The organism is Bradyrhizobium manausense, from assembly GCF_018130615.1.
Lineage (GTDB): Bacteria > Pseudomonadota > Alphaproteobacteria > Rhizobiales > Xanthobacteraceae > Bradyrhizobium > Bradyrhizobium manausense_A.
The window spans coordinates 43,501-68,038 of record NZ_JAFCKB010000021.1 but is presented as its reverse complement, the minus strand read 5'-3'; the positions used below and the strand labels follow the sequence as shown (position 1 = coordinate 68,038).

Annotated in this window: 23 protein-coding genes; 12 read left to right on the top strand and 11 right to left on the bottom strand. The window is 64.0% G+C overall.

What is annotated here, in order from left to right; all coding sequences use genetic code 11:
- Window positions 1-42 precede the first annotated feature (42 nt).
- Complete coding sequence (locus JQ587_RS30000; RefSeq protein WP_212427744.1) at window positions 43-441, top strand: HesB/IscA family protein; 399 nt, start codon at window positions 43-45, stop codon at window positions 439-441.
- 167 nt (window positions 442-608) lie between these two features.
- Window positions 609-1,025 (top strand): TfoX/Sxy family protein, encoded by a 417-nt coding sequence (locus JQ587_RS29995; RefSeq protein ID WP_212299671.1) that lies wholly within the window; start codon window positions 609-611, stop codon window positions 1,023-1,025.
- An 86-nt stretch (window positions 1,026-1,111) separates the two neighbouring features.
- Here the strand turns inward: JQ587_RS29995 and fabA are convergent, their stop codons facing one another.
- From fabA to JQ587_RS29975, 4 genes are all read right to left on the bottom strand, one after another.
- Window positions 1,112-1,642: a bifunctional 3-hydroxydecanoyl-ACP dehydratase/trans-2-decenoyl-ACP isomerase gene (gene fabA / locus JQ587_RS29990; protein ID WP_212427743.1), complete on the bottom strand. Its 531-nt coding sequence runs from the start codon at window positions 1,640-1,642 to the stop codon at window positions 1,112-1,114.
- Window positions 1,643-1,736: 94 nt separating this feature from the next.
- Window positions 1,737-2,804, bottom strand: coding sequence for a GGDEF domain-containing protein (locus JQ587_RS29985; RefSeq protein WP_212427742.1), 1,068 nt, complete (start codon window positions 2,802-2,804; stop codon window positions 1,737-1,739).
- 128 nt (window positions 2,805-2,932) lie between these two features.
- Entirely contained in the window at window positions 2,933-4,468 is a 1,536-nt protein-coding gene (locus tag JQ587_RS29980) for a DEAD/DEAH box helicase (RefSeq protein ID WP_212299674.1), read from the bottom strand.
- Between the two features lie 281 nt (window positions 4,469-4,749).
- Complete coding sequence (locus JQ587_RS29975; RefSeq protein ID WP_212427741.1) at window positions 4,750-5,712, bottom strand: helix-turn-helix transcriptional regulator; 963 nt, start codon at window positions 5,710-5,712, stop codon at window positions 4,750-4,752.
- Window positions 5,713-5,904: 192 nt separating this feature from the next.
- On the opposite strand from JQ587_RS29975, the gene JQ587_RS29970 reads away from it, so the two are divergent.
- From JQ587_RS29970 to JQ587_RS29960, 3 genes are all read left to right on the top strand, one after another.
- Window positions 5,905-7,428, top strand: a complete 1,524-nt coding sequence (locus tag JQ587_RS29970; RefSeq protein WP_212427740.1) for a caspase family protein — start codon at window positions 5,905-5,907, stop codon at window positions 7,426-7,428.
- A 61-nt stretch (window positions 7,429-7,489) separates the two neighbouring features.
- Entirely contained in the window at window positions 7,490-8,746 is a 1,257-nt protein-coding gene (locus tag JQ587_RS29965) for an FAD-dependent oxidoreductase (protein WP_212427739.1), read from the top strand.
- Between the two features lie 179 nt (window positions 8,747-8,925).
- Window positions 8,926-9,696: an outer membrane protein gene (locus tag JQ587_RS29960; protein ID WP_212427738.1), complete on the top strand. Its 771-nt coding sequence runs from the start codon at window positions 8,926-8,928 to the stop codon at window positions 9,694-9,696.
- Window positions 9,697-9,790: 94 nt separating this feature from the next.
- Here the strand turns inward: JQ587_RS29960 and JQ587_RS29955 are convergent, their stop codons facing one another.
- From JQ587_RS29955 to parE, 4 genes are all read right to left on the bottom strand, one after another.
- Entirely contained in the window at window positions 9,791-10,561 is a 771-nt protein-coding gene (locus tag JQ587_RS29955; RefSeq protein WP_212427737.1) for an SDR family NAD(P)-dependent oxidoreductase, read from the bottom strand.
- Window positions 10,562-10,582: 21 nt separating this feature from the next.
- A complete protein-coding gene (locus JQ587_RS29950) occupies window positions 10,583-10,768 on the bottom strand; it encodes a hypothetical protein (protein WP_007591540.1) in 186 nt (61 codons plus the stop codon).
- Between the two features lie 263 nt (window positions 10,769-11,031).
- The gene (locus JQ587_RS29945) at window positions 11,032-11,820 is read right to left on the bottom strand and encodes an outer membrane protein (protein WP_212299680.1); all 789 of its coding nucleotides are present in this window, start codon (window positions 11,818-11,820) and stop codon (window positions 11,032-11,034) included.
- 422 nt (window positions 11,821-12,242) lie between these two features.
- Window positions 12,243-14,291 carry a DNA topoisomerase IV subunit B gene (parE, locus tag JQ587_RS29940; protein ID WP_212427736.1) on the bottom strand — a complete coding sequence of 683 codons (2,049 nt, stop codon included), beginning with the start codon at window positions 14,289-14,291 and terminating at the stop codon, window positions 12,243-12,245.
- Between the two features lie 274 nt (window positions 14,292-14,565).
- On the opposite strand from parE, the gene JQ587_RS29935 reads away from it, so the two are divergent.
- The 3 genes from JQ587_RS29935 (at window position 14,566) to argC (ending at window position 17,070) form a co-directional block, all read left to right on the top strand.
- Window positions 14,566-15,096: a DedA family protein gene (locus JQ587_RS29935; RefSeq protein ID WP_212299682.1), complete on the top strand. Its 531-nt coding sequence runs from the start codon at window positions 14,566-14,568 to the stop codon at window positions 15,094-15,096.
- Between the two features lie 325 nt (window positions 15,097-15,421).
- A complete protein-coding gene (locus JQ587_RS29930; protein WP_212427735.1) occupies window positions 15,422-16,090 on the top strand; it encodes an FMN-binding negative transcriptional regulator in 669 nt (222 codons plus the stop codon).
- Window positions 16,087-17,070: an N-acetyl-gamma-glutamyl-phosphate reductase gene (gene argC / locus JQ587_RS29925; protein ID WP_212299684.1), complete on the top strand. Its 984-nt coding sequence runs from the start codon at window positions 16,087-16,089 to the stop codon at window positions 17,068-17,070. Before JQ587_RS29930 ends, argC begins: the two co-directional genes overlap by 4 nt.
- A 93-nt stretch (window positions 17,071-17,163) precedes the next feature.
- Here the strand turns inward: argC and JQ587_RS29920 are convergent, their stop codons facing one another.
- The 3 genes from JQ587_RS29920 to JQ587_RS29910 all read right to left on the bottom strand — a co-directional run bounded on the left by JQ587_RS29920 (window position 17,164) and on the right by JQ587_RS29910 (window position 19,969).
- On the bottom strand, window positions 17,164-17,511 hold the full coding sequence (locus JQ587_RS29920) for a hypothetical protein (protein WP_212299685.1): 348 nt from the start codon (window positions 17,509-17,511) through the stop codon (window positions 17,164-17,166).
- Between the two features lie 83 nt (window positions 17,512-17,594).
- Window positions 17,595-17,993 carry an MAPEG family protein gene (locus JQ587_RS29915; RefSeq protein WP_212299686.1) on the bottom strand — a complete coding sequence of 133 codons (399 nt, stop codon included), beginning with the start codon at window positions 17,991-17,993 and terminating at the stop codon, window positions 17,595-17,597.
- Window positions 17,994-18,127: 134 nt separating this feature from the next.
- Window positions 18,128-19,969, bottom strand: a complete 1,842-nt coding sequence (locus tag JQ587_RS29910) for a PHA/PHB synthase family protein (RefSeq protein ID WP_433995252.1) — start codon at window positions 19,967-19,969, stop codon at window positions 18,128-18,130.
- Between the two features lie 252 nt (window positions 19,970-20,221).
- On the opposite strand from JQ587_RS29910, the gene JQ587_RS29905 reads away from it, so the two are divergent.
- The 4 genes from JQ587_RS29905 (at window position 20,222) to glpX (ending at window position 24,473) form a co-directional block, all read left to right on the top strand.
- On the top strand, window positions 20,222-20,497 hold the full coding sequence (locus JQ587_RS29905; RefSeq protein ID WP_212299687.1) for a hypothetical protein: 276 nt from the start codon (window positions 20,222-20,224) through the stop codon (window positions 20,495-20,497).
- Between the two features lie 270 nt (window positions 20,498-20,767).
- Window positions 20,768-21,988, top strand: a complete 1,221-nt coding sequence (locus JQ587_RS29900) for an LL-diaminopimelate aminotransferase (RefSeq protein WP_212299688.1) — start codon at window positions 20,768-20,770, stop codon at window positions 21,986-21,988.
- A gap of 29 nt (window positions 21,989-22,017) precedes the next feature.
- Window positions 22,018-23,334 carry a homoserine dehydrogenase gene (locus tag JQ587_RS29895; RefSeq protein WP_212299689.1) on the top strand — a complete coding sequence of 439 codons (1,317 nt, stop codon included), beginning with the start codon at window positions 22,018-22,020 and terminating at the stop codon, window positions 23,332-23,334.
- Between the two features lie 137 nt (window positions 23,335-23,471).
- Window positions 23,472-24,473, top strand: a complete 1,002-nt coding sequence (glpX, locus tag JQ587_RS29890; RefSeq protein WP_212299690.1) for a class II fructose-bisphosphatase — start codon at window positions 23,472-23,474, stop codon at window positions 24,471-24,473.
- The last annotated feature ends 65 nt before the right edge of the window (window positions 24,474-24,538 follow it).

Below are 24,538 nucleotides of genomic sequence, written 5' to 3'. Positions count from 1 at the left end.
CCCCGATATTGAATTCGCTTCGCAACGGACCACATCACTGACATGACACAGGCAACACCAGCATCCACTCCGAAGCCCCGGCGGCCCCGCCCGCAGGTGATGCGGCTGACGGATGCAGCGGCCCAGCGCATCAGCGAACTGACGAGCCGCGCCGATTCCGAGATCGTCGGCCTGCGCGTCGGCGTCAAGAACGGTGGCTGCGCCGGCCAGTCCTACACGGTCGAATACGCTCACGAGATCCGCCCGACCGACGAGATCGTCGAGGACAAGGGCGTCAAGATCCTGGTCGATCCCAAGGCCGTCCTGTTCCTGCTCGGCACCGAGATGGACTACAAGACCGACAAGATGCAGGCCCAATTCGTCTTCAACAATCCCAACCAGATCTCGGCCTGCGGCTGCGGCGAGTCGGTCGAGCTGCGTCCGGCCAAGATCGACGGGTAAGCCCGGCTCCGTCGTTTCACTCCGCTGTCGTCCTGGAGAATGCCAGGACCCATACCGCGTGATCTCTCGGCGATCCGAGATGTCAGTACCGACAGTCTTCGCTAAACTTCTCCCTGTGGTAATGGGTCCTGGCATTCGCCAGGACGACGTTGCGGAGAAAGTTGGCCATGGACCGCGAATTCCTGATCGACCTGTTCGCCGATTTCGGCCCCGTCGCCATTCGCAAGATGTTTTCCGGCTATGGCGTCTCCGCCGACGGCATCAACTTCGCGCTCGCCTTGCGCGCCGGCCTGTTCTTTCGCGCCGACGAGGTGACCATCCCGGACTTTGAAGCGGAAGGCTCAAAACCGTTCCAGTATTCGACCCGCGCCAAGACCGTGCTGGTGAACTCGTACTGGGAGCTGCCCGCACGCCTGTTCGACGATTCCGAGGAGCTGGCGCAATGGGCGAGGGCGGCACTCGCCGCTGCCCAGCGCGCCAAGGTGAAGAAGCGGCCGAAGGGGAAGAAGGCGAGCAAGCCTACGAAAAAGGCCGTACCGAAGAAGCGGTCGGCCAAGAAGGCAGCCAAGAAGATGGTGCTGTAGGGTGGGCAAAGCGGAGCGTGCCCACGATTAGGATTGTCATCGCGAGAGCGCGTGGGCACGGCGCGATGCGCCCACCCTACGAGTCCTTAATCTGCGGCCTTGGTCAGGCCAACGCGCATATCCTTCGCCACAAAGACAGACACGCCGTCGGCAACCACGCGCCCATCCGCGATCCCGAGCACGAGCTTGCCGCGGCGGACCATCCGCATCGCAACCTCGTAGCGCACGGATCGCGTCTCGGGCGTGATCGTCCCCGTGACCTCGACCTCGCCGACGCCGATGGCGCGGCCCTTGCCGGGCGAGCCTGACCAGCCGAGCCAGTAGCCGACCATCTGCCACATCGCATCCAGGCCGAGGCTTCCCGGCATCATCGCATAGCCGCGATAGTGGCAGTCGAAGAACCAGTGATCCGGCACAATGTCGAGCTCGCCGACGATATGGCCCTTGCCGAACTCGCCGCCGTCCAGGCTGATCTCGGTGATGCGGTCCATCATCAGCATCGGCGGCGCCGGCAATTGCGCGTTGCCCGGACCGAAATAGCCACCTTCGCTCGATCTCAGCAGCTCGTCCTTGGTGTAGGACGGTTGCGGCGTGTGAAAATCATGAGGATTGGGCACGATGACGAGTCCTCGCTGCGAATTGGCGAGGAAGATGTCGTTCGTCAGCTTGGAATGTCAAGCAGGGCCGGATCCCGCAGGCCCCTTACTCGCCTCAAGCCACCCGATTGTGTGTCTCGACCGCGTATTCCGGGTCGGCTTCGCAGATCACGCGGTTGCGGCCGTTGCGCTTGGCGGCGTAGAGGCAGGCATCCGCGCGCTCGATCAGTGCGTCGGTGTCGTCGCCTTGTTTCAGCAAGGAGACGCCAACGGAGATGGTGACGCGACCGAGGATCTCGCCGGTGGACTTCTTCTTCAATTCCTTCGCCATCACGGCGCGGCGGATATGGTCGGCGACGGTGAGGGCCTGGCGCAGCGCGGTGTTGGGCAGCACCACCGCGAATTCCTCGCCGCCATAGCGTGCCGTGATGTCCTGGCCCTTGATGGTCTGCTTCAGCGACAGGCCAACGAGCCGGAGCACCTGGTCGCCGGTGAGATGGCCGTAGGAATCGTTGAACGACTTGAAGTGGTCGATGTCGAGCAGCAACAGCGACAGCGGCTCACCACCGGCAAGTGCGCTCTGTACGGCCATGCCGATCATGCGGTCGAAATATTTGCGGTTGCCGAGACCAGTCAAAGGATCTGTCAGGCTCTCGGCACGGATTGCCTCGAGGCTCTGCTGGAGATTGCTGATCTCGTTCTTCGACAGTGTCAGCCGGTCTTCCAGCGTCTTGTTGATCTCGCGCATCTCACTGGTCGAGCGCAGCAGGGCTTCGACGATCGTCCTGACCTGCTCGGGGCTCTTGGCCGAGGTCAATTGCTCGCTCGCACCCGACAGACTGGCATCGTAGGCGCCGGTCATGCCGAGCGCATCGCTCAGCACAGTCATCACGTCGTCGATCTCGCCGATGACGCGTGCGCCGACCTTGTCGATGCGGTCGGTGGTTTTGATGTGAGACAGATAGGTATCGTAGATCTGTTCGAGATCGGCTTCGGTCAGCTTGCCGTTGCGCGCGAGCGTCTCGTTGATGATCTTGTTGAGCGGGGCGTTGTAGCCGGTCGCGTAGACGTACCAGATCTCGTAATTGCGGGGAATTGCGGTTTGCTTCAACGACCGGATCTGACCGAGCGCCACCTCGGCGAACGCCATCGTGCGTTCGTGTTCGTCGAGAACCTTGACCACAGAACATACCCCACAGCGGTCGGTGCGCGCGCGACCGCAGCAATGCTTAAATTATGTTCGTAGGCTAACGGACGATCATGAACGGTCGGTAAACGGCCGGCAGCTCAACTCAGGCGTGTATCGTGATGTCAGGCCCCGGCGGGGGAGCGGACCGGCCGCAACAAGAAGGCGGGGAGATGCGAGTGATCGCCGGGCTCGGTGTCGACCTCGCGCTGGCGGCGCGGTTCGGGGCGGCCAATCGACGGCACGTGCGAATTGTTGGCCTGCTGGCGCGCACCATGACGCGCCTCGGATTGCCTGGCTTCGCGCGGCGGCCTCGCCTCGCGCGCCGGCCGAGCTTCGCCGGTGGGCCGTGCCTCGGCTGCAGGCCTTGCGTCGGCCGAGAGGCTCGCTTCGGCGCGCGGCTCGTGGCTGCGCTCACGATCACGACCGCGCGGGCCGCGCTCGCGCTGTGGCTTGCCGCGTCCGCCGCGAGAACGCTCACGGCCGCGCGATTCGCGCGAACGGTCGCTCTGCTCACCCGAATCCGCATGCACTTCGTAGTCGCCTTCGGCGCGGGGGATGCTCTGGCCGATCAGCTTCTCGATCGCCACCATCGACTTCTGGTCGAGCGGCGTCACGATCGAGATCGCGGTGCCGGTGCGGCCGGCACGGCCGGTGCGGCCGACGCGATGGACGTAATCGTCGGGATGATGGGGGACGTCGAAATTGAAGACGTGGCTGACCTCGGGAATGTCGAGGCCGCGGGCGGCGACGTCGGAGGCGACGAGGAGGGGAAGCTCGCCCTTGCGGAATTGCTCGAGTGCGGCCATGCGGGCCGGCTGGTCCATGTCGCCATGCAGCGCGCCGACGCTGAAGCCGTGCTTCTGAAGCGATTTGTGAACGATCGCCACCTCGCGCTTGCGATTGCAGAAGATGATCGCGTTCTTGAGATCCTTGGCCTCGCGCAGCAGGCGGCGAAGCAGCTCGCGCTTTTCATGCGCCTCGCGTCCGGCGGGGACCTGCGACTGCGTGACGGTGACGGCGGTGGTGGCGGGCTTGGAGACTTCGACCTTCTGCGGATTGTGCAGGAAAGCTTCGGTGATGCGCCGGATTTCCGGCGGCATGGTCGCGGTGAAGAACAGGGTCTGCCGCGTGAAAGGAACGAGCTTGCAGATGCGCTCGATGTCGGGAATGAAGCCCATGTCCAGCATGCGGTCGGCTTCGTCGATGACGAGCAGTTCGACGCCGGTGAGCAGCAGGCCGCCGCGCTCGGTATGGTCGAGCAGACGGCCCGGGGTGGCGATCAGCACGTCGACGCCGCGCGTCAGCTTGGCATCCTGGTCGCCGAAGGAGACGCCGCCGATCAGGAGGGCGACGTTGAGCTTCTGGCCGGCGCCGTAGCGGTCGAAGTTTTCTTTCACCTGGGCTGCGAGCTCGCGGGTCGGCTCCAGGATCAGCGTGCGCGGCATTCGCGCGCGCGCTCTGCCCTTTTCGAGAATGGTGAGCATCGGCAGCACGAAAGCCGCGGTCTTGCCGGTGCCGGTCTGGGCGATGCCGAGCACGTCCTTGCGTGCGAGGACGTGGGGGATCGCCTGTTCCTGAATGGGGGTGGGATTGGTGTAACCGGTGGCCGCCACTGCGGCGAGGACTTTTTCGGACAGTCCGAGATTGGAAAAGGACATTGAGCCTCTGGTCGAAACCGCCGTTCGGAATCGAGAGTAAAAAGGCTGTCGCGTTCCACCCCGAAACGGCGCGCTCTCAAAGAAGCTGGGGGTGCTGACTCACGCGAACAAAGCGCCAAGCTCAGGAATCGCTCTTCGATACCGAGCCGCGTCGACCCGGAACATAGGGCGGAATCGGCCAAAGTCAATGCAGCAGGCACGGGAAGGTCCTTAAAACCCTAAGGTTTTTGCCCAAATAGCGGGCGTAGCTCGGCTTTTTGCCGCGGCAGCCGGCCCGAGGGTTAACGCCTCCCTGCTGCCTGGGCGCGGAAATCGCCGGGCGCCATGCCGTAGGCGGCGTTGAAGACCCGGTAGTAGGTCGCCAGGCTCTCGAAACCGCAGGCGGCGGCGATATCTGCGATCAGCCGCTCCGGCGCTTCACGCATCAAGCGGCGGCTTCTCTTCAACCGCTCTTCGGTCACGGTCTGGGAGAAGCTGCGGTCGGCGACCTCAAACAGCATGTGCAGGTGCCGCACGGAGACGCCGAGCAGGTCGGCCACCCGTGTCGGCGCCAGATCCGGATCCTCGAGATGTCGTGCGATCAGGCGCCGCGCCAGCGACAGGCGGGCGGTTCGCAGCGCGGCCTGTCCGCGCCGGCTGCCCGGCCTGACGATGCCACGTTCGATCAGCGCCAGATGTCCCAGCGCCTGCACCAGCGGCAGGGCGCCAGGCGACCCATCATTCGCGGCCGTCTCGCCGAGATCGGTAAAGCAAGCGTCGAGCAGCGGCGCCAGAGCAGGATCGATGAAGGGTTTGGGCGCCAGCTCGCGCATGCGCTTGTCCTGTGTCGCGAGGCCGCTGACGGGGATCTTCAGAATACGCAGGTGGAAGCCGGAGGCGCCCAGCGGCTTGGTGCGGTAGGGCAGGTCGGTGTGGCTGGTGGCGAAGCTGCCATTGGCAATCGCAAAATCGCTGGAGCGCATGCCGCCGAACCAGCCGCCGCCACCGAGTTGCTGGTAGACGCAGATGCTGTCACCGGGGGCGTCGCTGATGTCGGCCTGGCTGCGTTCGACGGCATAGGGCGAAGCCTTCAGCTCGACCAGGGCGCCATTGCCGACCTGGCTCAGCGAGAATTCACCGTGGAAGTCGCCGCGCCGTTCGCGCTCCAGTTCTGCGGTGACCCCGAACAGCCCCTTGGCGCGCACCTCGCGCCAAAAGTCGAAGCGGTCGTGCGGCTCGACCTCGTCGGTGCACCAGCGAACCACGGCAGCCCCTCGTCTCGAACGGAATTCCGCCAAAGAAAAAGCAGATTCCGGCGGAATCTGCCATAGGTCAGGTGATGGAACTGCTCGGGCGCGCCGGTTGAACCGCCGTTGCGGCTGGACCGACTATCACATCAACGGCGTAAGGTCCCGCATGGAGCCTGCGGGGAGCCGTTCAGAAGCGGGAACACTGAGATGACGCGTCGGGTTTTCAGAATTTTGGCGGCGCTTGGCCTGGCGGCGAGCCTCAGCGGCTTCGCAGGCCTTGCGCACGCCGAAAAGCGCGTCGCGCTCGTCGTCGGCAACAACGACTACAAGAACGTTCCAAAACTCCTCAAGGCCGTCAACGACGCCCGCACCATGGGAGACACGCTGAAGCAGCTCGGCTTCCAGGTGATGGTCGCCGAAAACCAGAACCGTCAGCAATTCGCCGAAACGCTGCTCGCCTTCGACCGGGCGATCGAGCCCGGCGATACCGCGTTCTTCTTCTACGCCGGCCACGGTTTTGAGATCGCGGGCCAGAACTATCTGCTGCCGACCGACGTGCCGGCCGCGACCGAAGGCCAGGAAGAGCTGGTGCGCGACGCCTCCATTCTCGCCGATCGCGTCGTCGAGCGTCTGCAGAACAAGAAGGCGCGCACCTCGATCCTGGTGTTCGACGCCTGCCGCAACAATCCGTTCGAACGATCAGGCACGCGCGCAGTCGCCGGTGGCGGCGGCCTTGCGCCGATGACGCAATTGCCCGAGGGCGTGTTCTCGGTGTTCTCGGCGGGGCCGCGCCAGACCGCGCTCGATCGCCTCTCCAATGACGATGCCAACCCGAACTCGGTGTTCACGCGCACCTTCGCCAGGGAGCTGCTCCAGCCCGGCGAGAACCTGGTTCAGGTCGCGCAGCACACGCGCCGTCTCGTCAGCGAGATGGCCGACACCGTCAGGCACAAGCAGGTGCCGGTATATTTCGACCAGATGGTCGACGACGTCTTCCTCAGTGGCGCTGCGAAGGACGCGGCAGCCGCCGCCGCGCGTCCGGCCGATCCTCCGCCGCAAAAGGTTGCGGCTTTGCCGCCGGTGTCGGTGCCGCGCGTACCGAAGGAGGAGACCACCAACGCGCCGATCGCGAGTTTCTCGCGCCACAATGGCGGCTGGAGCGTGACGTTCTCCTTCGCCGATCCCACGCTCGGCGTGTCCTGGCGCATGGCCGGCAGCGGCGATTTCCGCGAGACCGGCTTCATCGACACGCTCGACCCGCGCACGCGCAAGCGGATGCCGAACCCGTCGATCGAGCTGCCTCCGGATGCGCAGGCCGGCACCATCGAGGTGCGTTACGTCGATGCGTCCGGCGACATGCAGGGCCCGTTCCCGATCAAGTTCGATCCCGAAGCGGCGCTGATCCGCGATCAGCGCAAGATCCTTGATATGACCGCCACGAGCTGGCTGTCGTTCCGCCAGTTCAACGGGCTGCTGGTCTATTACTCGCATCTGGTGTCGTATCGTTGCGCGATCCGCGAGGTCAGGATCGGCATCGACACGGCGGTGCCGGACAAGGTGCTGAAGCTGCCGCCCTGCGATCTCCGCGATCCCTCTGCCATCACGGCCGGCATGCTGCTCTACGAGAAGCTGCCGCCGGCGACCCAGTTCATGTCCGTCGAATTGACCTATCGCGACGGCAGTGTGTCCGAGGTCAAGAGCTTCCGCACGGCCAACCGCAGCAACAATTGAACATGGTCCCGGCGCCCGCCGGCGCTACAATCGCCTGAGCGATGGCAGCGAAAGTCGGGTCATGGACACAGTCACCTCGGAACAGCCCGCATCGCGCGGCCGAAGAGTCCGCTGCTGTATCGTCGGCGGCGGGCCTGCGGGCATGATGCTCGGCTATCTCCTGGGACGCGCCGGCATCGATGTCGTGGTGCTGGAGAAGCACGCCGATTTCTTCCGCGATTTTCGCGGCGATACCGTGCATCCCTCGACGCTTCAGGTGATGGACGAGCTCGGCCTGATCGATGGTTTCCTCAAGCTCCCGCATCAGCGCCTGCAGACGATGGACGGCCTGATCGGTGGCTCCAAGGTGCGGATCGCCGATCTGCGCCGGTTGAACACGAAGTACCCGTTCATCGCCTTCATGCCGCAATGGGATTTTCTCAATTTCCTGCGCGAGTCCGGCAAGCGCTTCGCCTCGCTCGGGGTGCTGATGAATACGGAGGCGGTCGACCTGATCCACCACGGCGAAACGGTTGCCGGCGTGCGCGCGAGGACGCCAGACGGCATCGTCGACATCGAGGCCGATCTCACCATCGCCTGCGATGGCCGGCATTCGACCGTGCGCGAGCGCGCAGGCCTCAGCGTGGAGGAAATCGGCGCGCCGATGGACGTCCTGTGGTTCCGCGCCGGGCGAACTCCCGACGAGACCGAAAATTTGTTCGCCCGTGTCGAGCCCGGCAAGATGATGGTTACCTTCGATCGCGGCGACTATTGGCAATGCGCCTATGTCATCGCCAAGGGACAATACGAAGCGGTGAAGGCGAGGGGATTGCCGGCGCTGCTCGAGGATGTCGTGCGTATGGCGCCGGAGCTCAAGCGTGGCGTTGCCGATGTGAAGAGCTTCGACGACGTCAAATTGCTGACCGTCGCGATCAACCGTCTGGGCCGCTGGACGCGGCCCGGGCTGCTGTGCATCGGCGATGCCGCGCATGCGATGTCGCCGGTCGGTGGCGTCGGCGTCAATCTGGCCGTTCAGGATGCGGTCGCCGCAGCCAATCTGCTTGCGGACGCGCTGACGCGCGGCTGTCCGTCCGAGCATGAGCTCGATGCCGTACGCCGCCGCCGCGAGTTTCCGGTGAAGATGACGCAGGCGATGCAGGTGATCGTCCAGAACAACATCATCAGCGGCGCGCTGAAGGGCGGCGACCGGCCGCTCAAGGTGCCGCTGATCGTGCGTCTGATTACCGCACTGCCGTGGCTTCAGGGCATCCCGGCGCGCTTCATTGCGCTCGGCGTGCGACCCGAGCACGTGCATTCGAGAGCTGCGGCGGTCTCCTGATGCAGGGATTTGGTAGGGATAATGTCGCGTTAAATTGCAGCTTTCGCGTTGCGCGCGTGCAACAGCGCCGAGGGATTCAAAGCCGGCCAGACGGCAATCCGGCGCCTTAACTTTCTTGATTCAAATTTGAGTAAGAACTGCGTGTGAGCGTGCGCCCATCAAAGGACACGGGGTGTACCATGCTTAACAAATTGATTGCTGCCTTCGCCTGCACGACTGCTCTGGTTTCGACCGGCGCTGCTTCCGCCGCCGATCTCGCCGCGCGTCCGTACACCAAGGCGCCTGCTTATATCGAGCCGCTGTTCAACTGGACCGGTTTCTATGTCGGTGGCCACATCGGTGGCGCCTGGACCAACGAGCAGTTCATCAACAATGGCGTCGGCGCGCCGTTCGGCGATCTGACGCCGGGCCAGGGCTATCGTCAGCGCGGTGCCGGCATCATGGGCGGCGCCCAGATCGGCTACAACTGGCAGGCCAACAACTACGTGTTCGGCATGGAAGGCACGATCTCGGGCCTCGACAACAAGGGCTCGTTCACCAATACCGCCTTCGGTGCCGGTGACGACGTGTTCTCCTGGCGCGCCAACGTTCTGGCGACTGTCGTCGGTCGCGCCGGCTTCGCGGTTCAGAACAACCTGTTCTACGTCAAGGGTGGCTACGCCGGCGTCAACAACCGTCTCAGCGTCAGCGACACGGTCGCTCCGGCGACGGGGTCGGGCGGTCAGACCCACTGGGCCAACGGCTGGACCGTCGGCGCCGGCTGGGAATACGGCGTCACCCGCAACTGGATCGTCGGCCTCGAATACAATTACGCCGCCTTCGGCAGCCAGACCTACCAGCTCGGCGGCACCTCGGGCAATTACACGTTCGATGCCAAGCCGCGTGACATCCAGTGGGCTGTCGTCCGCGCCAGCTACAAGTTCGACGCGCCTGTGATCGCGCGCTACTGAGCAACAAACGACCAATCAAAGAAAAGATCACGATCAAATTAAAAGCCCCGGCTTCCACCGGGGCTTCTTTTTTGCGTGCAGCCGCGGCGACGGCCTACGCCATCACCGAGAACCCGCCGTCGACGGGGATCGCGGTGCCCGTGACGAAGTTCGAAGCGGGCGAGGCGAGGAATACGGCGATGCCGGCGAAGTCGTCGATGTCGCCCCAGCGCCCCGCAGGCGTACGCGCCAGCACGCGCTCGTGCAGGCCCGACACCTGCTTCCGCGCGCCGCGGGTGAGATCGGTGTCGATCCAGCCCGGCAGGATCGCATTGACCTGGATGTTGTCGGGCGCCCAGGCATTGGCGCATGCGCGCGTGTACTGCACGATGCCGCCCTTGCTCGCCGCATAGGCGGTCGCGAAGCTCGCGCCGAAGATCGACATCATCGAGCCGATATTGATCACCTTGCCGTTGCCTGACGCCTTCAGTGCCGGATAGGCGAGCTTCGAGCAGACAAAGGCGCTGGTCAGGTTGGTGTCGATGACCTTGTTCCACTCGTCGAGCTCGAGCTCGTGCGGCGGCTTGCGGATGCTCATGCCGGCATTGTTGATCAGGATGTCGATGCGGCCGAGCTCCTTCACCACGCGGTCGATCATGGCCCCGACCGCCGCCTTGTCGGTGACGTCGGTGGTGACGGCGATCGCCTTCACGCCGCGTGCTCTGAGATCGGCGACGGCTGCGGCCGACTTGGTTTCGTTGCGTCCGATCACGGCGATATCGGCGCCGGCGTCGGCAAGACCGTGCGCCAGCCCGAGGCCAATGCCGCCATTGCCTCCCGTGACGATCGCGACCTTGCCGCGGAGATCGAACCGGTTGGATGTCATGCTCTTACTTCCTGGTTTCTTCTATTGGTTGCTTTGCCAGATCAGCACCAGCCCGAAGCCTGCCATGGCGGCACCATAGCCGGCCCATTGCAACTGGTTGACCATGAAGCTCGATCGCGGCCAGGCGACGGTACCGGTGCCTTGTCCGATCCAGAGCAGCCCGACGGCGAGGGCAAACAGGCCTGCTACAAGCAGAAATCTGCGCATCCATTCCTCCCCATCGGTCTGATTCTGTCGCGACCCACGGCAGAACGATCGCCGCGGATCACGAAAACTTCCCGCCAGACTAGCCGTAGCTTCGGTTCAGACACAATGGCTGCGGACGCAGGGCGGTGGCGGGAGCCAACAACAGAGAGCTGAACAGATCTCGCCCGCTCGCCGCTGGATGCTAAGGCAAGCGTCAAGCTCACCCACGCAACAAAAAAAGCCCCGGCGACGCCGGGGCTTTGATGTCTCAGATCGAGATCAGCTCAGTACTTGGCGACGACCGGGCCGGTCCAGTTGAAGCGGTAGACCAGCGAGGTGCTGATGGTCTGGACGAACGGCTTGAAGGTGATGTCGCGGCCGTTCGAAACATTCGTGCCGTCGACCAGCTCCGAGATGTTCTTGTTGTTGTAGTAGGCTGCCCGATACTCGGTCTTCATGAACCAGCCGGGAGCGCTGATCCCGAAGATGTTCAGGTTGTTCTCAACGCCGCCACCGACGAACCAGCCACCACGATTAAAGGCGTCGGTATGCGCTCCGCCCGGCAGGGTCGTGATCGTGTTGAAGAGGGTGGTGCCCTTCCAATGAGAGTCGGAGTAGCCGGCGTTCACGTAGGAGAGGACGTTGGGGGCAACCAGATAACCCAAGCGCGCACCCGCGGCCCAGGAGTAGTCATTCTTGATGTTGCCCGCGAAGAACGGACCCTGATCCTGGATGGTGCCCTTCAGGCTGCCGAACTGGCCGTCGGCGAACACGCCGGCCACCCAAGTACCAGCGAACTGCCAGTCGTAGCCGGCACCGACGGTGCCGAACCAACCATCACCGCCCTGCTTCTGATTGAACGGGAGGAGGGGAGCACCGGTACCCGTCACCTGCACGCCGGTATTCGCGTCCCAGACACCACCGCCGCCGCCGCCGAAGATGTAGAAGCCGGTCCAGTTGGCAACCGGAGCAGCCATCGGGGCCTTGACGTAGGGACGGGCCGCAAGATCAGCGGCCGAAGCCGAGCCGGTCATCGCCGCAATCGCGGTCAGTGCGAGTGCAATCTTCTTCATAATAAAATCCCCAACCTTGGTCCGCGCGAGCGCACTGAAGTCCGTGTGATCTGATGTCCCGACTATAGACGGTTCTCGCCGAAATGCTGTTGCAGGGCAGGCACAGTCGCCGGAAAACGCCCGTCAGTCGGGTTTTGAGGGAGCGTCACCGAGATTCCGAAAAATTCCGTGATTTCAATGCACTAAGCCGGCTTGAGCGTGACCCGTCCGGGTTGGATTTCGTCAGTAAGTCGCCTGTGTCCGAAACGGAGGCAATCCTGCCTCAGCCCCTCGCTTGCCGCTCGGCCGCTCTGAGTCGTTGGCCGAGTCGCATGTTCGAGAGGTAAAATGATGGGATGAAGTGTCCGTAAGACGCTCAATCGTCCGTTTCAAACGAAAAAGCCCCGGCCTCGGCCGGGGCTCGTCGCCGGGAATCGCCAAGTTTAGACGTCGAGCAGCTCGTCGCTGGCAAATTCCGCCTTGTCCGAGATGAAAGCAAAGCGCGCCTCGGCCTTGGTGCCCATCAGGCGCTCCACCGAATCCGCGGTGGTGTCGCGATCGTCGGCGAGCAGCACCACCTTGAGCAGCGTCCGCTTGCTCGGATCCATGGTGGTTTCCTTGAGCTGCGCCGGCATCATCTCGCCGAGGCCTTTGAAGCGGTTCACCTCGACCTTGGCGTTGGCGTTGAACGCGCTCTTGATCAACTCTTCCTTGTGCTTGTCGTCGCGGGCGTAGACCGACTTCTGCCCGTGGGTCAGCTTGTAGAGCGGGGGCACCGCCAGGAAGAGATGCCCTTCGTCGATCAGCTTCGGCATCTGCCGGTAGAAGAAGGTGATCAGAAGCGAAGCGATGTGGGCGCCGTCGACGTCGGCGTCGGTCATGATGATGATGCGCTGATAGCGCAGGTCCTCTTCGCGATATTGCAGCAGCTGGCCACAGCCGATCGCCTGCACGAGGTCGGAGAGCTGGGCGTTCGCCGTCAGCTTGTCCTTGCCGGCGGAGGCGACGTTGAGGATTTTTCCGCGCAGCGGCAGCACGGCCTGGGTCTTGCGGTCGCGCGCCTGCTTGGCGCTGCCGCCGGCCGAGTCACCCTCGACGATGAAGAGCTCGGAGCCTTCGGTGCCGGCGTCGGTGCAATCGGCGAGCTTGCCGGGCAGGCGGAGCTTCTTGCCGGCCGTCTTGCGGGCCGTCTCCTTTTCCTGGCGGCGGCGCAGCCGTTCCTCGGCGCGGTCGATCACGAAATCGAGCAGCCGGTTGGCCATATTCGGATTGCCCGACAGCCAATGGTCGAACGGATCCTTCATCGCCTGCTCGACGATCCGCTGCGCCTCTGCGGTGGCGAGACGATCCTTGGTCTGGCCCTGGAATTCAGGCTCGCGCACGAACACCGAAAGCATCACCGCTGCGCCCACCATGACGTCTTCCGAGGTGATGGACGCGGCGCGCTTGCCCTGGCCGACGCGCTCGGCGTGATCCTTCAGGCCGCGCAACAGCGCGCTGCGCAGGCCGGATTCGTGCGTGCCGCCGTCGGGCGTCGGCACCGTGTTGGTGTAGGAGGAGAGGAAGCCGTCGGCATCCGCGGTCCAGGCCACCGCCCATTCGCAGGCGCCGTGAGCGCCGTTGCGGCCCGATTTGCCGGAGAAGATGTCGGGATGCACCAGCGTGTCGGCGTGGATCGCCGCCGCCAAATAATCCTTGAGGCCGCCCGGGAAGTGGAACGTCGCTTCCGCCGGCACGTCCTCGACGCCCTTGAGCAATTCGGGCGCGCAGTTCCAGCGGATCTCGACGCCGCCGAACAGATAGGCTTTCGAGCGCGTCATCTTGAACAGGCGCTGGGGCTTGAACGCGGCCTTGGCGCCGAAGATGTCGGTGTCCGGCTTGAAGCGCACGCGCGTGCCGCGGCGGTTGTTGACCTTGCCGAGGTCCTCGAGCTTGCCCTTGGGATGGCCGCGCTCGAACGTCATGCGATGCAGCTTCTGGCCGCGCGCGACCTCGACCTCGAGGCACGAGGAGAGGGCGTTCACCACGGAGATGCCGACGCCGTGCAGACCGCCCGAAGTCTCGTAGACCTTGCTGTCGAACTTGCCGCCCGAATGCAGCGTGCACATGATGACTTCGAGCGCCGACTTCTTCGGGAATTTCGGATGTGGATCGATGGGGATGCCGCGGCCGTTGTCGGTGACGGTGAGGAAGCCGTCGGCGGAGAGCTCGACGCCGATGAAAGTCGCATGCCCGGCCAGCGCTTCGTCCATCGAGTTGTCGATGACTTCGGCGAACAGGTGATGCAGCGCCTTCTCGTCGGTGCCGCCGATATACATGCCGGGCCGGCGCCGCACCGGTTCCAGACCTTCGAGCACCTCGATGTCAGCCGCGGTGTAATCGGCTTCGCCTCCGCTTGCGCGCGGCGCAGCCTTCGCGGCACTGGCCCGCCCCTTCGGCTCGTTGCCGTCGAACAAGTCGTCTTTGGCTTTAGTTTTCAACTGCTTGGACATATATCTTGATGCGTTTTGAGGGCCGCGCAAGCGGCGAATCGGTTGAGGTGACTATGCCACGGCCGGCCTGGAAAGGTCACCGCCGGGCCGAACCTGGGGCGTCGTTGTGGGCCAATCCCGGCGAATTTACGCCGCAGGCCCATCCATTCCCGGCAATTTGACGTCGCGGTCCGGTCTGGGCCGGATTTTGTGACTTGATGTCACACAAGTGCTTGGCTTACCAGTCCTTTTCATCGAGCAGCACCTTGAGGCAGGGCGGGAAGGCTAATCTGGAATGGAGCAATTTGCGCACGCCCTGGCCGACTTCGTGCGGGCTCATCAGGCATGGGCGGCTCCGATCGTATTCCTGCTCGCCTTCGGCGAGTCGCTCGCTTTCATCTCGCTGCTGATCCCGGCCTGGGGCGCGCTGGTGGCGATCGGTGCGCTGATCGGGGCAAGCGGCATCAGCTTTTATCCCGTCTGGATTGCCGGCGGGCTCGGAGCTGCGCTCGGCGACTGGGTCTCGTACTGGTTCGGCTATCGTTACAAGGAGCGGGTCGCCCAGATGTGGCCGCTCTCGCGCTACCCGGAACTGTTGCCCAAGGGCGAGGCCTTCGTGCGGAGCTGGGGCGTTCCCAGCATCTTCATCGGCCGCTTCTTCGGCCCCTTGCGCGCCTCGGTGCCGCTGGCGGCCGGCATCTTCGAGATGCCTTACTGGAGTTTCCAGGCAGCCAATTTCGTCTCGGCCCTGATCTGGTCGGCAGCGCTGCTGCTGTTCGGCGACGTGATCGCGAAGGTCACGGAATGGATTTGGCGGGTGATTTAATTTCCGTCATTCCGGGTTCGCTCGCAAAGCGAGCGAACCCGGAATCTCGAAATTGTGGCGCGAGATTCCGGGTTCGATGCTCCGCATCGCCCCGGAATGACGTGGTCACCTTGACGGGAACTGCAGTTGGCCTTATAGCCGCGCGCCATGATCAACGCCGCGACCATCCTGTTCGCCCGTCGCCGCCGCCGCTCTTTAGCGGTTTGGGCGGTCGATCGCGTTTGAGATCATCGTCTTTGCCGCTGGATCCGATCCGCGGCATTCTCTCTCCTGTCAGCGCGATCTGATCCGGCGGCCCCCTTAGGAGGCCCAGCAGGAGACCACGATGTACACGCCACCCTTTTTCAAGCCGGACCGCACCGCGTGCCTGAAATTCGCAGGCGACCGCGGTTTCGGCACCATGTGCGCCTTCGACGGCCACAAGCCCGTCGCCTCGCCGCTGCCGTTCTATCTGGCCTACGCCGCTGACGGCACGCCGCAGGCGGCCTTTCATGTCGCCCGTCACAATCCGCTGATAAAGCTTGCGGACGGCGCGACGTCCTGGCTGCTCGCGATCAACGGCCCGGATGCCTATGTATCGCCCGACTGGTACGTCTCGCCGGATCAGGTGCCGACCTGGCTCTATCAGTCGGTCCATCTGACCGGGCCGGTGAAGTTGTTGTCGGACGACGAGCTTGCGGTGCAGATCGAGACGCTCAGCGACAAGTTCGAGAGCTGGCTGCTGCCGAAGAAGCCGTGGACGTCGGCGAAGATGACCGCGGGCCGGCTCGAGGCGCTCAAGAAGGGGATCGTGGGTCTGGTCATGACGGTTGAAGAGGTCGAAGGCAGCTTCAAGCTCAACCAGCACAAGTCCGACGCCGACTATACGGCGATTGCCAATGCGCTCGGCGCGCAAGCAGACGCCGACGCCAGACAGATCGCACAACTGATGCAGGACGTGAGGCCCGACGCCTTCGCGGCCGAAACCAACAAGCTCGAAGGGAGCGTATCATGAGCCTCACGGAAACCACGAAAGCCCCGACCTCCGGCGCGCCGAAGAAGCCCGCCACCGTCTTCGTCGACGGCGGCTCCGGGACCACCGGGCTCGGCATCAACGAGCGGCTGAAGCTCCAGAGCGACGTCGTGGTGAAAACCATCGCCGACGACAAGCGCAAGGATCCCGCGGCCAAGAAGGCGCTGATGGAGGAGGTGGATCTCGTCATCCTCTGCCTGCCCGACGAGGCGGCGAAGGAAACCGTCGCGCTGATCGACAGCATGGGCGCTTCAGGGCCGAAGGTGCTGGACGCCTCGACCGCCTACCGGGTTGCACCGGACTGGGCCTACGGCTTTCCGGAACTGGCGCCTGACCAGGCCGCCAAGATCAAGGCCGCGAAAAAGGTCTCCAATCCCGGCTGCTATCCGACCGGCGGCATCGCGTTGCTGCGGCCGATCGTCGACGCCGGCCTGCTGCCGCCCGACTATCCCATCAGCGTCAATGCGGTGAGCGGCTATTCCGGCGGCGGCAAGTCGATGATCGCGAGCTTTGAAGACGGCAGCGCGCCGTCCTTCGAGCTCTATGGCCTCGGCTTCGAGCACAAGCATCTGCCGGAGCTGCAGCTCTATTCGAACCTGACGCGGCGGCCGATCTTCATTCCCTCGGTCGGCAATTACCGGCAGGGCATGCTGGTCTCGGTGCCGCTCCAGCTCGACACGCTGCCGGGCAAGCCGAGCGGTGCGGATCTGCAGGCTGCGATGGCCAAGCGCTACGCCGGCTCGAAATATGTCTCGGTGATGCCGCTTCAGAACGAGGCGACCAAGGGCGGCCGGCTGGAGCCGGAAGCGCTCAACGAGACCAACATGCTCGAGCTCTATGTCTTCGCCAGCGACAAATATCACCAGGCCGTCCTGGTCGCCCGGCTCGACAACCTCGGCAAGGGCGCCTCAGGTGCCGCCGTGCAGAACATGCGGCTGATGCTGGGCCTGCCGGAACAGTAGAGCGCGTTGACGTTCTGGATGCTGCGCATCGCTAGCGCTGGCGATGCGAAGCATCGCCCATGGCTGTGCGCTGCAGAGTCGGAGTCTTGACGCCTATTGCAAGACGATGTCGGCCGGAAACGGCCGAGCGGGGCGACCCGAGCAGACGTTGTTGCGGGCCGTCACCGCTTCTCGGCGATATGTCGCGAAATCGCCGAGCAAGCGGTCGGAAATGCCGCACACGTCCTGATGCTCGCTGGCGTAGTCGACCACCGCGCTCCAGGCCCGCGAAGCCCGGATATAGCCGTCGCAGCCAGGCATCAATGAGCGTGCGCGAGGCTTTGCAGCTTCCACAGCCTCGTTGCGCAGCCGCGTCAGTTCAGGGCATTGCGCCTGGGCGACGGCACCGTGGCATAATCCGGCGAACGAAATCATTGCGACGACTGGCAAAAGCATCCGCATCGGGATTTCCTCGCTTCGCTTGCTAGCCGTGCGAGATTATCTTTGCCCTGCAGCAGCGTCCAGAGAACCCCGGCGCTGCGCGCTCAAAACACCTTGAAGATCGCCAGTGCCAGCACGGCCTGCGCGAGGAAACCGACACTGAAGGCGAGGGTGCGGAATACGGGGATGCCGAGCGCATAGACGATCAGATGCGCGACGCGCGACCAGAAATAGACCACGCAGGCGAGCACCGTCCATTTCGAGGAATAGTCGATCGCGTTCAGGATCAGCACCAGCGGCGCGAACAGCACGAGGTTCTCGACCGCGTTGTCATGCGCGAACATCAGGCGGTTCGCCCATTCGGCCTGCGGCTTGTCGCCGCGCGAGGGGTTAGCCATGGCGCCGCTGAGCCCGCGAACCTGGCAGCGGTTGATGGTGTAGGGAATCCAGAGGATTCCGGTCAGGATCACCGTGCAGGTCAGCCAGAACAATTCACGCGTCATAACCCGGTCCCCTCTGTCGTCGCTGTCTTGGGAGTTAGCTTATACAAGCGCCCACGATTGCACCATGCGCACGGAAGCTTTGGTTTGCGCATGATCGTTTCGGAAAACCGCTTCGCACTTTTCCGGATCATGCGCTACGCGCGAACCCTGACATAGCTGCCGGGTGCGTCCTCGATCGGGGGCAGCGCCTCGGTGCCGACGCTGCGCGCCGGCACTTCCTCCGGATCGAGGCTGCCCAGCCATTCGCGCCAGTCCGGCCACCACGAGCCCTTGTGCTCCACTGCGCCCTTCATCCACTGGGCGACGTTGACGTCATTGATGTTGTCGTTGGTCCAGTACTGGTACTTGTTCGAGGCGGGCGGATTGACGACGCCGGCGATATGGCCGGAGCCGGACAGCACGTATTTCACGGGGCCGCCGAAGAATTGCGAGCCGTACAGCACCGATTCCGCCGGCGCGATGTGGTCCTCGCGGGTGGCGAGGTTGTAGACGGGCACCTTGACCTTGGAGAGATCGAGCAGGGTGTTGTCGAGCACCATGGTGCCCGTCGACAGCCGGTTCTCCAGGTAGCAGTTGCGCAAATAGTAGGAATGGTTCGCCTGCGTCATCCGCGTCGCGTCGGAATTCCAGTGCAGCAGGTCGAACGCGCTCGGCTGCTGCCCCTTGAGATAATTGCTGACCACGTAGGACCAGATCAGATCGTTGGAGCGCAGCATGTTGAAGGCCATCGCCATCTTGGAGCCTTCGAGCACGCCGGACGCCTTCATGTCCTGCTCGAGCGCCGCGATCTGGTCTTCGTCGACGAACACGAGCAGATCGCCGGCATGGGTGAAGTCGACCTGGGCGGCAAAGAACGTCGCCGAGCTCACCCGCTGGCGACGCTTCTCGGCGAGCCAGGCCAGCGTGGTCGCGAGCATGGTGCCGCCGACGCAATAGCCTGCGGTGTGCACCTTCATCTCGCCGGTGACCTTTTCGATCACGTCCATCGCCGTGAGCGGGCCCTCCTTCATGTAGTCTTCCCAGCTCTTGGCGCCCAACCGCCTGTCGGGATTGACCCATGAGATCACGAACACCGTGATGCCCTGGTCGACGCACCACTTGATGTAGGATTTCTCCGGCTTGAGATCGAGAATGTAGAACTTGTTGATCCAGGGCGGCACGATCAGCAACGGCGTGCGCAGCACCTTCTCCGTGGTCGGAGAATACTGGATCAGCTGCATCATCTCGTTCTGGTAGATCACCTTGCCCGGCGTCGTCGCCATGTTGACGCCGACGACGAGGTTGTCCGGATTGGACTGGCGGATCTTCAGCATGCCCTTGCCGGCGGCGATGTCCTCGGCCAGCATCGTCAGGCCGCGCGCGAGGTTCTCGCCGCTGCTTGCAACCGTCTCGCGCAGCACCTCCGGATTGGTCAGCACGAAGTTCGATGGTGAGATCGCGTTGGTGATCTGCTGGACGTAGAACTCGGCCTTGCGGCGGGTCTGCGGATCAAGCTCGGCGTCGTGCACCAGCTCCTGCGCCCATTTGGTCGTGAGCAAATAGAGCTGCATCATGAAGTCGAAGAACTGGTTCGACTTCCATTCCGGATCGGCAAAGCGCTTGTCGCGCGGCGAGGGCGCGATCGCGGGCTGGGCGTCCTGCCCGGCCATGCGCCGCGCCGCCGAGCCCCAGAGGTCGAGATAGTCCTTGGCGAGCTTGGTCTGGAGGTCGGACGACCGCGACTGGTCGGACAGCCAGTATTCGGCGACCGAGGTGAAGGTCTTGACGACCTCGGCCAGCTCGGCCGGCGGGCGGTCCTGCACCTCGCCGGTCTCGCGCGGCTTCAGATACGCGGCGAGCGCCTTGCCGCCGCTCTCCATCGCCCGCGCGACATTCATCGCGAAGGCCTCCGCATCGAATTTCGTTTCAGACTTTGTCTCGGGCTTGGTCCCGGACTTGATCTCGGATTTGGGCGTGTCGGTCGTGGCGATGCTCATGGGGCCGACAGTAACGATTCAATCCGTATTCGTCACCGCGAAGCTCGCTGGTTTCGCATTAAACACGCGCGAAGATGTGCTGCACTGCGACAAGGCTTCTTGCTTTTGTCACAATCAAAGTGCACTTCTCCGGACGTGGGCCTTGGATGATTTCTCGCTCGTACCATTTGTGGGCAGCAATGGTTTGAGCTTGGGCAGGTTGTCGGGTTAAGCTCCGGCGGCCTCGCATGGGACGAGTAGGGGAATTCCCAGGTGTTTGCGTTGTGGGACCTGCAAAAGTCGCGGCTTGCATGCTGCGCGCTGCTGACGGCGGCGTTCGCGCTTGGCGGCTGTTCGAGCCAGATCGCGGATATGTCGGCTGCCGACACGCCGGCTCATCCCAGGGAGCCCGGTGCTTATCTGCCGGTGCACGACCTGCCGCCGGATCGTGATCAGGCGATCATCCCACCCGACCAGCGCGCCAAGATCGAGGCCGAGCTTGCCGCCGCTCGCGACCGCCAGGCCGTCGCCGCCAAGGACGCCAAGTAAGAACGCGGAGTAGGACCACCCAGTCGGGCTGCCGATGCAAGGATGGGGCGCTCAGCGGGCGATGCAAGGTAATCGCTGGCGCCCCCGTCACTCCGTGCTAAAAGACGTTCATTCAGCCGAGAGTCAGGGCGAGGAACTTCAGCTCCTGTCGCCGAAAATTGCTCCAAGTATTTGTTTTTGAGCGATTTTCGCGAAAGAGTTGATGCCCTTCGGAGAGGCGGCATGGCCTCTTGATTCTTCCCTGACCGGTTGCCCGGAGCCCAGAGAGCCATGGACGATTTTTACCGCATCCGCCGCCTTCCGCCTTACGTGTTCGAGCAAGTCAACCGGGCCAAGGCGGCCGCGCGGAATGCCGGCGCCGACATCATCGATCTCGGCATGGGCAATCCGGATCTGCCGGCCCCGCCGCATGTGCTGGAGAAGCTGAAGGAGACGCTGGGCAAGCCGCGCACCGACCGCTACTCGGCATCGCGCGGCATCCCCGGCCTGCGCCGGGCCCAGGCTGCCTATTACGCCCGCCGCTTCGGCGTGAAGCTCAATCCCGACACCCAGGTGGTGGCGACGCTCGGCTCGAAGGAGGGTTTTGCCAACGTGGCCCAGGCGATCACCGCGCCGGGCGACGTCATCCTCTGCCCGAACCCGAGCTACCCGATTCACGCCTTCGGCTTTTTGATGGCGGGCGGCGTGATCCGCTCGGTGCCCTCGGAGCCGACGCCGCAATTCTTCGAGGCGGTGGAGCGGGCGATCGTGCATTCGATCCCGAAGCCGCTCGCGCTGGTGGTCTGCTATCCCTCGAACCCGACCGCCTATGTCGCGAGCCTCGATTTCTACAAGGATCTCGTCGCGTTCGCGAAGAAGCACGAGATTCTGATCCTGTCCGACCTGGCTTATGCCGAGGTCTATTTCGACGAGAACAACCCGCCGCCCTCGGTGCTCCAGGTGCCCGGCGCGATGGACGTCACCGTCGAGTTCACCTCGATGTCGAAGACCTATTCGATGGCCGGCTGGCGCATGGGCTTTGCGGTCGGCAATGAGCGCGTGATCGCAGCGCTCGCCCGCGTCAAATCCTATCTCGACTACGGTGCCTTCACGCCGGTGCAGGTCGCTGCGACCGCGGCGCTGAACGGTCCCGACGACTGCATCAAGGAGATGCGCGACACCTATCGCAAGCGCCGCGACGCGCTGGTGGAATCGTTCGGCCGGGCGGGGTGGGAGATTCCGCCGCCGGAAGCTTCGATGTTCGCCTGGGTGCCGCTGCCGGAAGCCTTCCGCAGCGTCGGCAGCATGCAGTTTGCGACCCTGATGGTGGAGAAGTCCGGTGTCGCGGTCTCGCCCGGCGTCGGCTTCGGCGAGCATGGTGAAGGATATGTCCGCATCGCCATGGTGGAAAACGAGCAACGGATCAGGCAAGCCGCGCGCGGCGTGCGCCGCTTCCTTGAAAGCGGCATCGAAACGTTGCACAACGTCGTTCCACTCGCCAACCGGCGTTAAGTTCTCTTCTGCAGGTTTTCTAAAGCATCATGGTTGCACCCCTGAAAGTGGGCATAGCGGGGCTCGGCACCGTGGGCGCCGAAGTTGTCCGTTTGATTGAAACGCAGGCCCGCGTGCTCGCGGGCCGCAGCGGCCGCGGCATCCGCGTCGTCGCTGTCACCGCACGCTCCAAGGCCAAGAAGCGCAGCATCGACCTGCGCGGCGTCGAATGGGCGAAGGATCCGATGGCGCTCGCCACGCATCCCGGCATCGATTGCTTCGTCGAACTGATGGGCGGCGCCGGCGATCCTGCGCTCTCCGCGGTCGAAGCGGCGCTCAACGCCGGCAAGTCGGTCGTCACCGCCAACAAGGCGTTGCTCGCCAAGCACGGCATCAAGCTCGCCAAGGCCGCCGAAAAGCATGGCGGTGCGCTGAATTTCGAGGCAGCCGTTGGCGCAGCGATCCCCGTCATCAAAACGCTACGCGAAGGTCTTGCGGGAACCGGCATCAATCGCGTCTACGGCATTCTCAACGGCACCTGCAATTACATCCTGACGCGGATGGAGCAGGAGGGGCTGTCGTTTGCCGAGTGTCTCAAGGATGCGCAGCGGCTCGGCTATGCCGAGGCCAATCCGTCCTTCGACGTCGATGGTCACGACACCGCACAAAAGCTCGCCATTCTCGCCAGCCTCGCTTTCGGCACGAAAGTTGCTCAAAGCGCGGTGTATGTCGAAGGTATCTCCTCCATCGCGCCGGAAGACTTACGCGCCGCCGCTGATCTCGGCTATCGCGTCAAGCTGCTCGGCGTTGCCGTTCGCACCGCCAAGGGCATCGAGCAGCGCGTGCATCCGACCATGGTTCCCAAATCCTCCTCGATCGCGCAGGTGATGGGTGTCACCAATGCGGTCACGATCGATGGCGAGGGCATTCCGCCGATCACGCTGGTCGGCCCCGGCGCAGGCGGCGCCGCAACCGCGTCCGCCGTCGTTGCTGATATCGCCGACGTCGCGCGCGGCATCCGCGCCAATCCATTCGGCCGGCCGATCGCGCAGCTGCGCGACACCAAGAAGGCGCCGATGGAGCGGCACGAGGGCGGCTACTACATCCGCCTGCTGGCGCGTGATTTCCCGGGCACCGCGGCTGCAATCGCGACCCGGCTCGCAGAGCAGAAGATTTCGATCGAGTCCATCGTGCAGCGCCATCCCAATGGCGGCGTCGCACCGGCAAATGGCAAGGCCGTGCCCGTGCCCGTCATCCTGATCACCTATGCCACGCATGAGGACGCCGTGCGCCGCGCGCTCGCGGCCGTGCAGAAGGACAAGGTCATCAGCGGACGGCCGCAGGTCATACGGATTGAGAAGAACTAGAGCATGATCCGGAAAAGTGTGACGCGGTTTTCCGGACAGGTCATGCTCAAACCATAAAGCGGTTCGAACGAACTGTGGGTGTTACGAGTTGATGCGGACGGAGATGTCCGTCCCAAACGTTTCGAAGGAGTTAGCCGATGTCGACCCATATTTCAGTGCCGCCGCAGGCGTTGCTCGAGCGCATTCTCACGTTGGAGATCGTGCGCGTGACGGAGCGGGCGGCAGTGTCGTCGGCGCGGCTGCGCGGGCACGGGCAGGAAAAGGCGGCTGACCAGGCCGCCGTCGACGCCATGCGCCGAGAGCTCAACAAGCTGCCGATCCAGGGCACCATCGTGATCGGCGAGGGTGAGCGCGACGAAGCGCCGATGCTCTACATCGGCGAGAAGGTCGGCGTGAATGCCGGTCCGGAAGTCGATATCGCGGTCGACCCGCTCGAGGGCACCACACTGTGCGCCAAGAACATGCCGGGCTCGATCGCCACGATGGCGATGGCCGACGGCGGCACGCTGCTGCACGCGCCCGACGTCTACATGCAGAAGCTCGCAATCGGCCCCGGCTACGACAAGGGCGTCGTCGAGCTCGACGCTTCGCCCGCTGACAACGTCCGCCGTCTCGCCAAGGCCAAGGGCGTCAAGCCCGAGGGCATCACCGTTCTCGTGCTCGACCGTCCACGTCATGCCAGCATCATCGAGAGCGTGCGTTCGACGGGGGCGGCGGTGCGTCTCATCACCGACGGCGACGTCGCCGGCGTGATCCACTGCGCCGACCCCGACAACACCGGCGTCGACATGTATCTCGGCACCGGCGGCGCGCCGGAAGGCGTGCTCGCGGCGGTGGCGCTGCGCTGCATCGGCGGCCAGATGCAGTGCCGCCTGATCCTCGATTCCGACGAGAAGCGCGAACGCGCGGCCAAGATGGGCGTCAACGATCCCAAGATGATCTACGGCATCGAGGACATGGCGCGCGGCGACTGCCTGTTTGCTGCCACCGGCGTCACCACGGGCTCGCTGCTCTCGGGCGTCAAATTCCGCAAGGACGGCGTGATCGAGACCGAGACGGTGGTGATGCGCTCCGTCACCGGCACAGTGCGCTACATCAAGGCCGAGCACCGCGAACTCGCGAAGTTCCACCTGGACTGATGGTCTCCGTCATTCCGGGGCGATGGGACCGCGCAAAGCGCGGCCCGGAGAACCCGGAATCTCGC

Coding starts and splice junctions, on each gene's coding strand:
- JQ587_RS29950 (WP_007591540.1), bottom strand. CDS start 10,768: ATGCGCAGATTTCTGCTTGTAGCAGGCCTGTTTGCCCTCGCCGTCGGG.
- JQ587_RS29910 (WP_433995252.1), bottom strand. CDS start 19,969: ATGAGCATCGCCACGACCGACACGCCCAAATCCGAGATCAAGTCCGGG.
- JQ587_RS29995 (WP_212299671.1), top strand. CDS start 609: ATGGACCGCGAATTCCTGATCGACCTGTTCGCCGATTTCGGCCCCGTC.
- JQ587_RS29965 (WP_212427739.1), top strand. CDS start 7,490: ATGGACACAGTCACCTCGGAACAGCCCGCATCGCGCGGCCGAAGAGTC.
- argC (WP_212299684.1), top strand. CDS start 16,087: ATGAGCCTCACGGAAACCACGAAAGCCCCGACCTCCGGCGCGCCGAAG.
- JQ587_RS29945 (WP_212299680.1), bottom strand. CDS start 11,820: ATGAAGAAGATTGCACTCGCACTGACCGCGATTGCGGCGATGACCGGC.
- JQ587_RS30000 (WP_212427744.1), top strand. CDS start 43: ATGACACAGGCAACACCAGCATCCACTCCGAAGCCCCGGCGGCCCCGC.
- JQ587_RS29970 (WP_212427740.1), top strand. CDS start 5,905: ATGACGCGTCGGGTTTTCAGAATTTTGGCGGCGCTTGGCCTGGCGGCG.
- JQ587_RS29920 (WP_212299685.1), bottom strand. CDS start 17,511: ATGCGGATGCTTTTGCCAGTCGTCGCAATGATTTCGTTCGCCGGATTA.
- JQ587_RS29915 (WP_212299686.1), bottom strand. CDS start 17,993: ATGACGCGTGAATTGTTCTGGCTGACCTGCACGGTGATCCTGACCGGA.
- JQ587_RS29900 (WP_212299688.1), top strand. CDS start 20,768: ATGGACGATTTTTACCGCATCCGCCGCCTTCCGCCTTACGTGTTCGAG.
- JQ587_RS29930 (WP_212427735.1), top strand. CDS start 15,422: ATGTACACGCCACCCTTTTTCAAGCCGGACCGCACCGCGTGCCTGAAA.
- JQ587_RS29895 (WP_212299689.1), top strand. CDS start 22,018: ATGGTTGCACCCCTGAAAGTGGGCATAGCGGGGCTCGGCACCGTGGGC.
- JQ587_RS29955 (WP_212427737.1), bottom strand. CDS start 10,561: ATGACATCCAACCGGTTCGATCTCCGCGGCAAGGTCGCGATCGTCACG.
- parE (WP_212427736.1), bottom strand. CDS start 14,291: ATGTCCAAGCAGTTGAAAACTAAAGCCAAAGACGACTTGTTCGACGGC.
- JQ587_RS29960 (WP_212427738.1), top strand. CDS start 8,926: ATGCTTAACAAATTGATTGCTGCCTTCGCCTGCACGACTGCTCTGGTT.
- JQ587_RS29935 (WP_212299682.1), top strand. CDS start 14,566: ATGGAGCAATTTGCGCACGCCCTGGCCGACTTCGTGCGGGCTCATCAG.
- glpX (WP_212299690.1), top strand. CDS start 23,472: ATGTCGACCCATATTTCAGTGCCGCCGCAGGCGTTGCTCGAGCGCATT.
- JQ587_RS29980 (WP_212299674.1), bottom strand. CDS start 4,468: ATGTCCTTTTCCAATCTCGGACTGTCCGAAAAAGTCCTCGCCGCAGTG.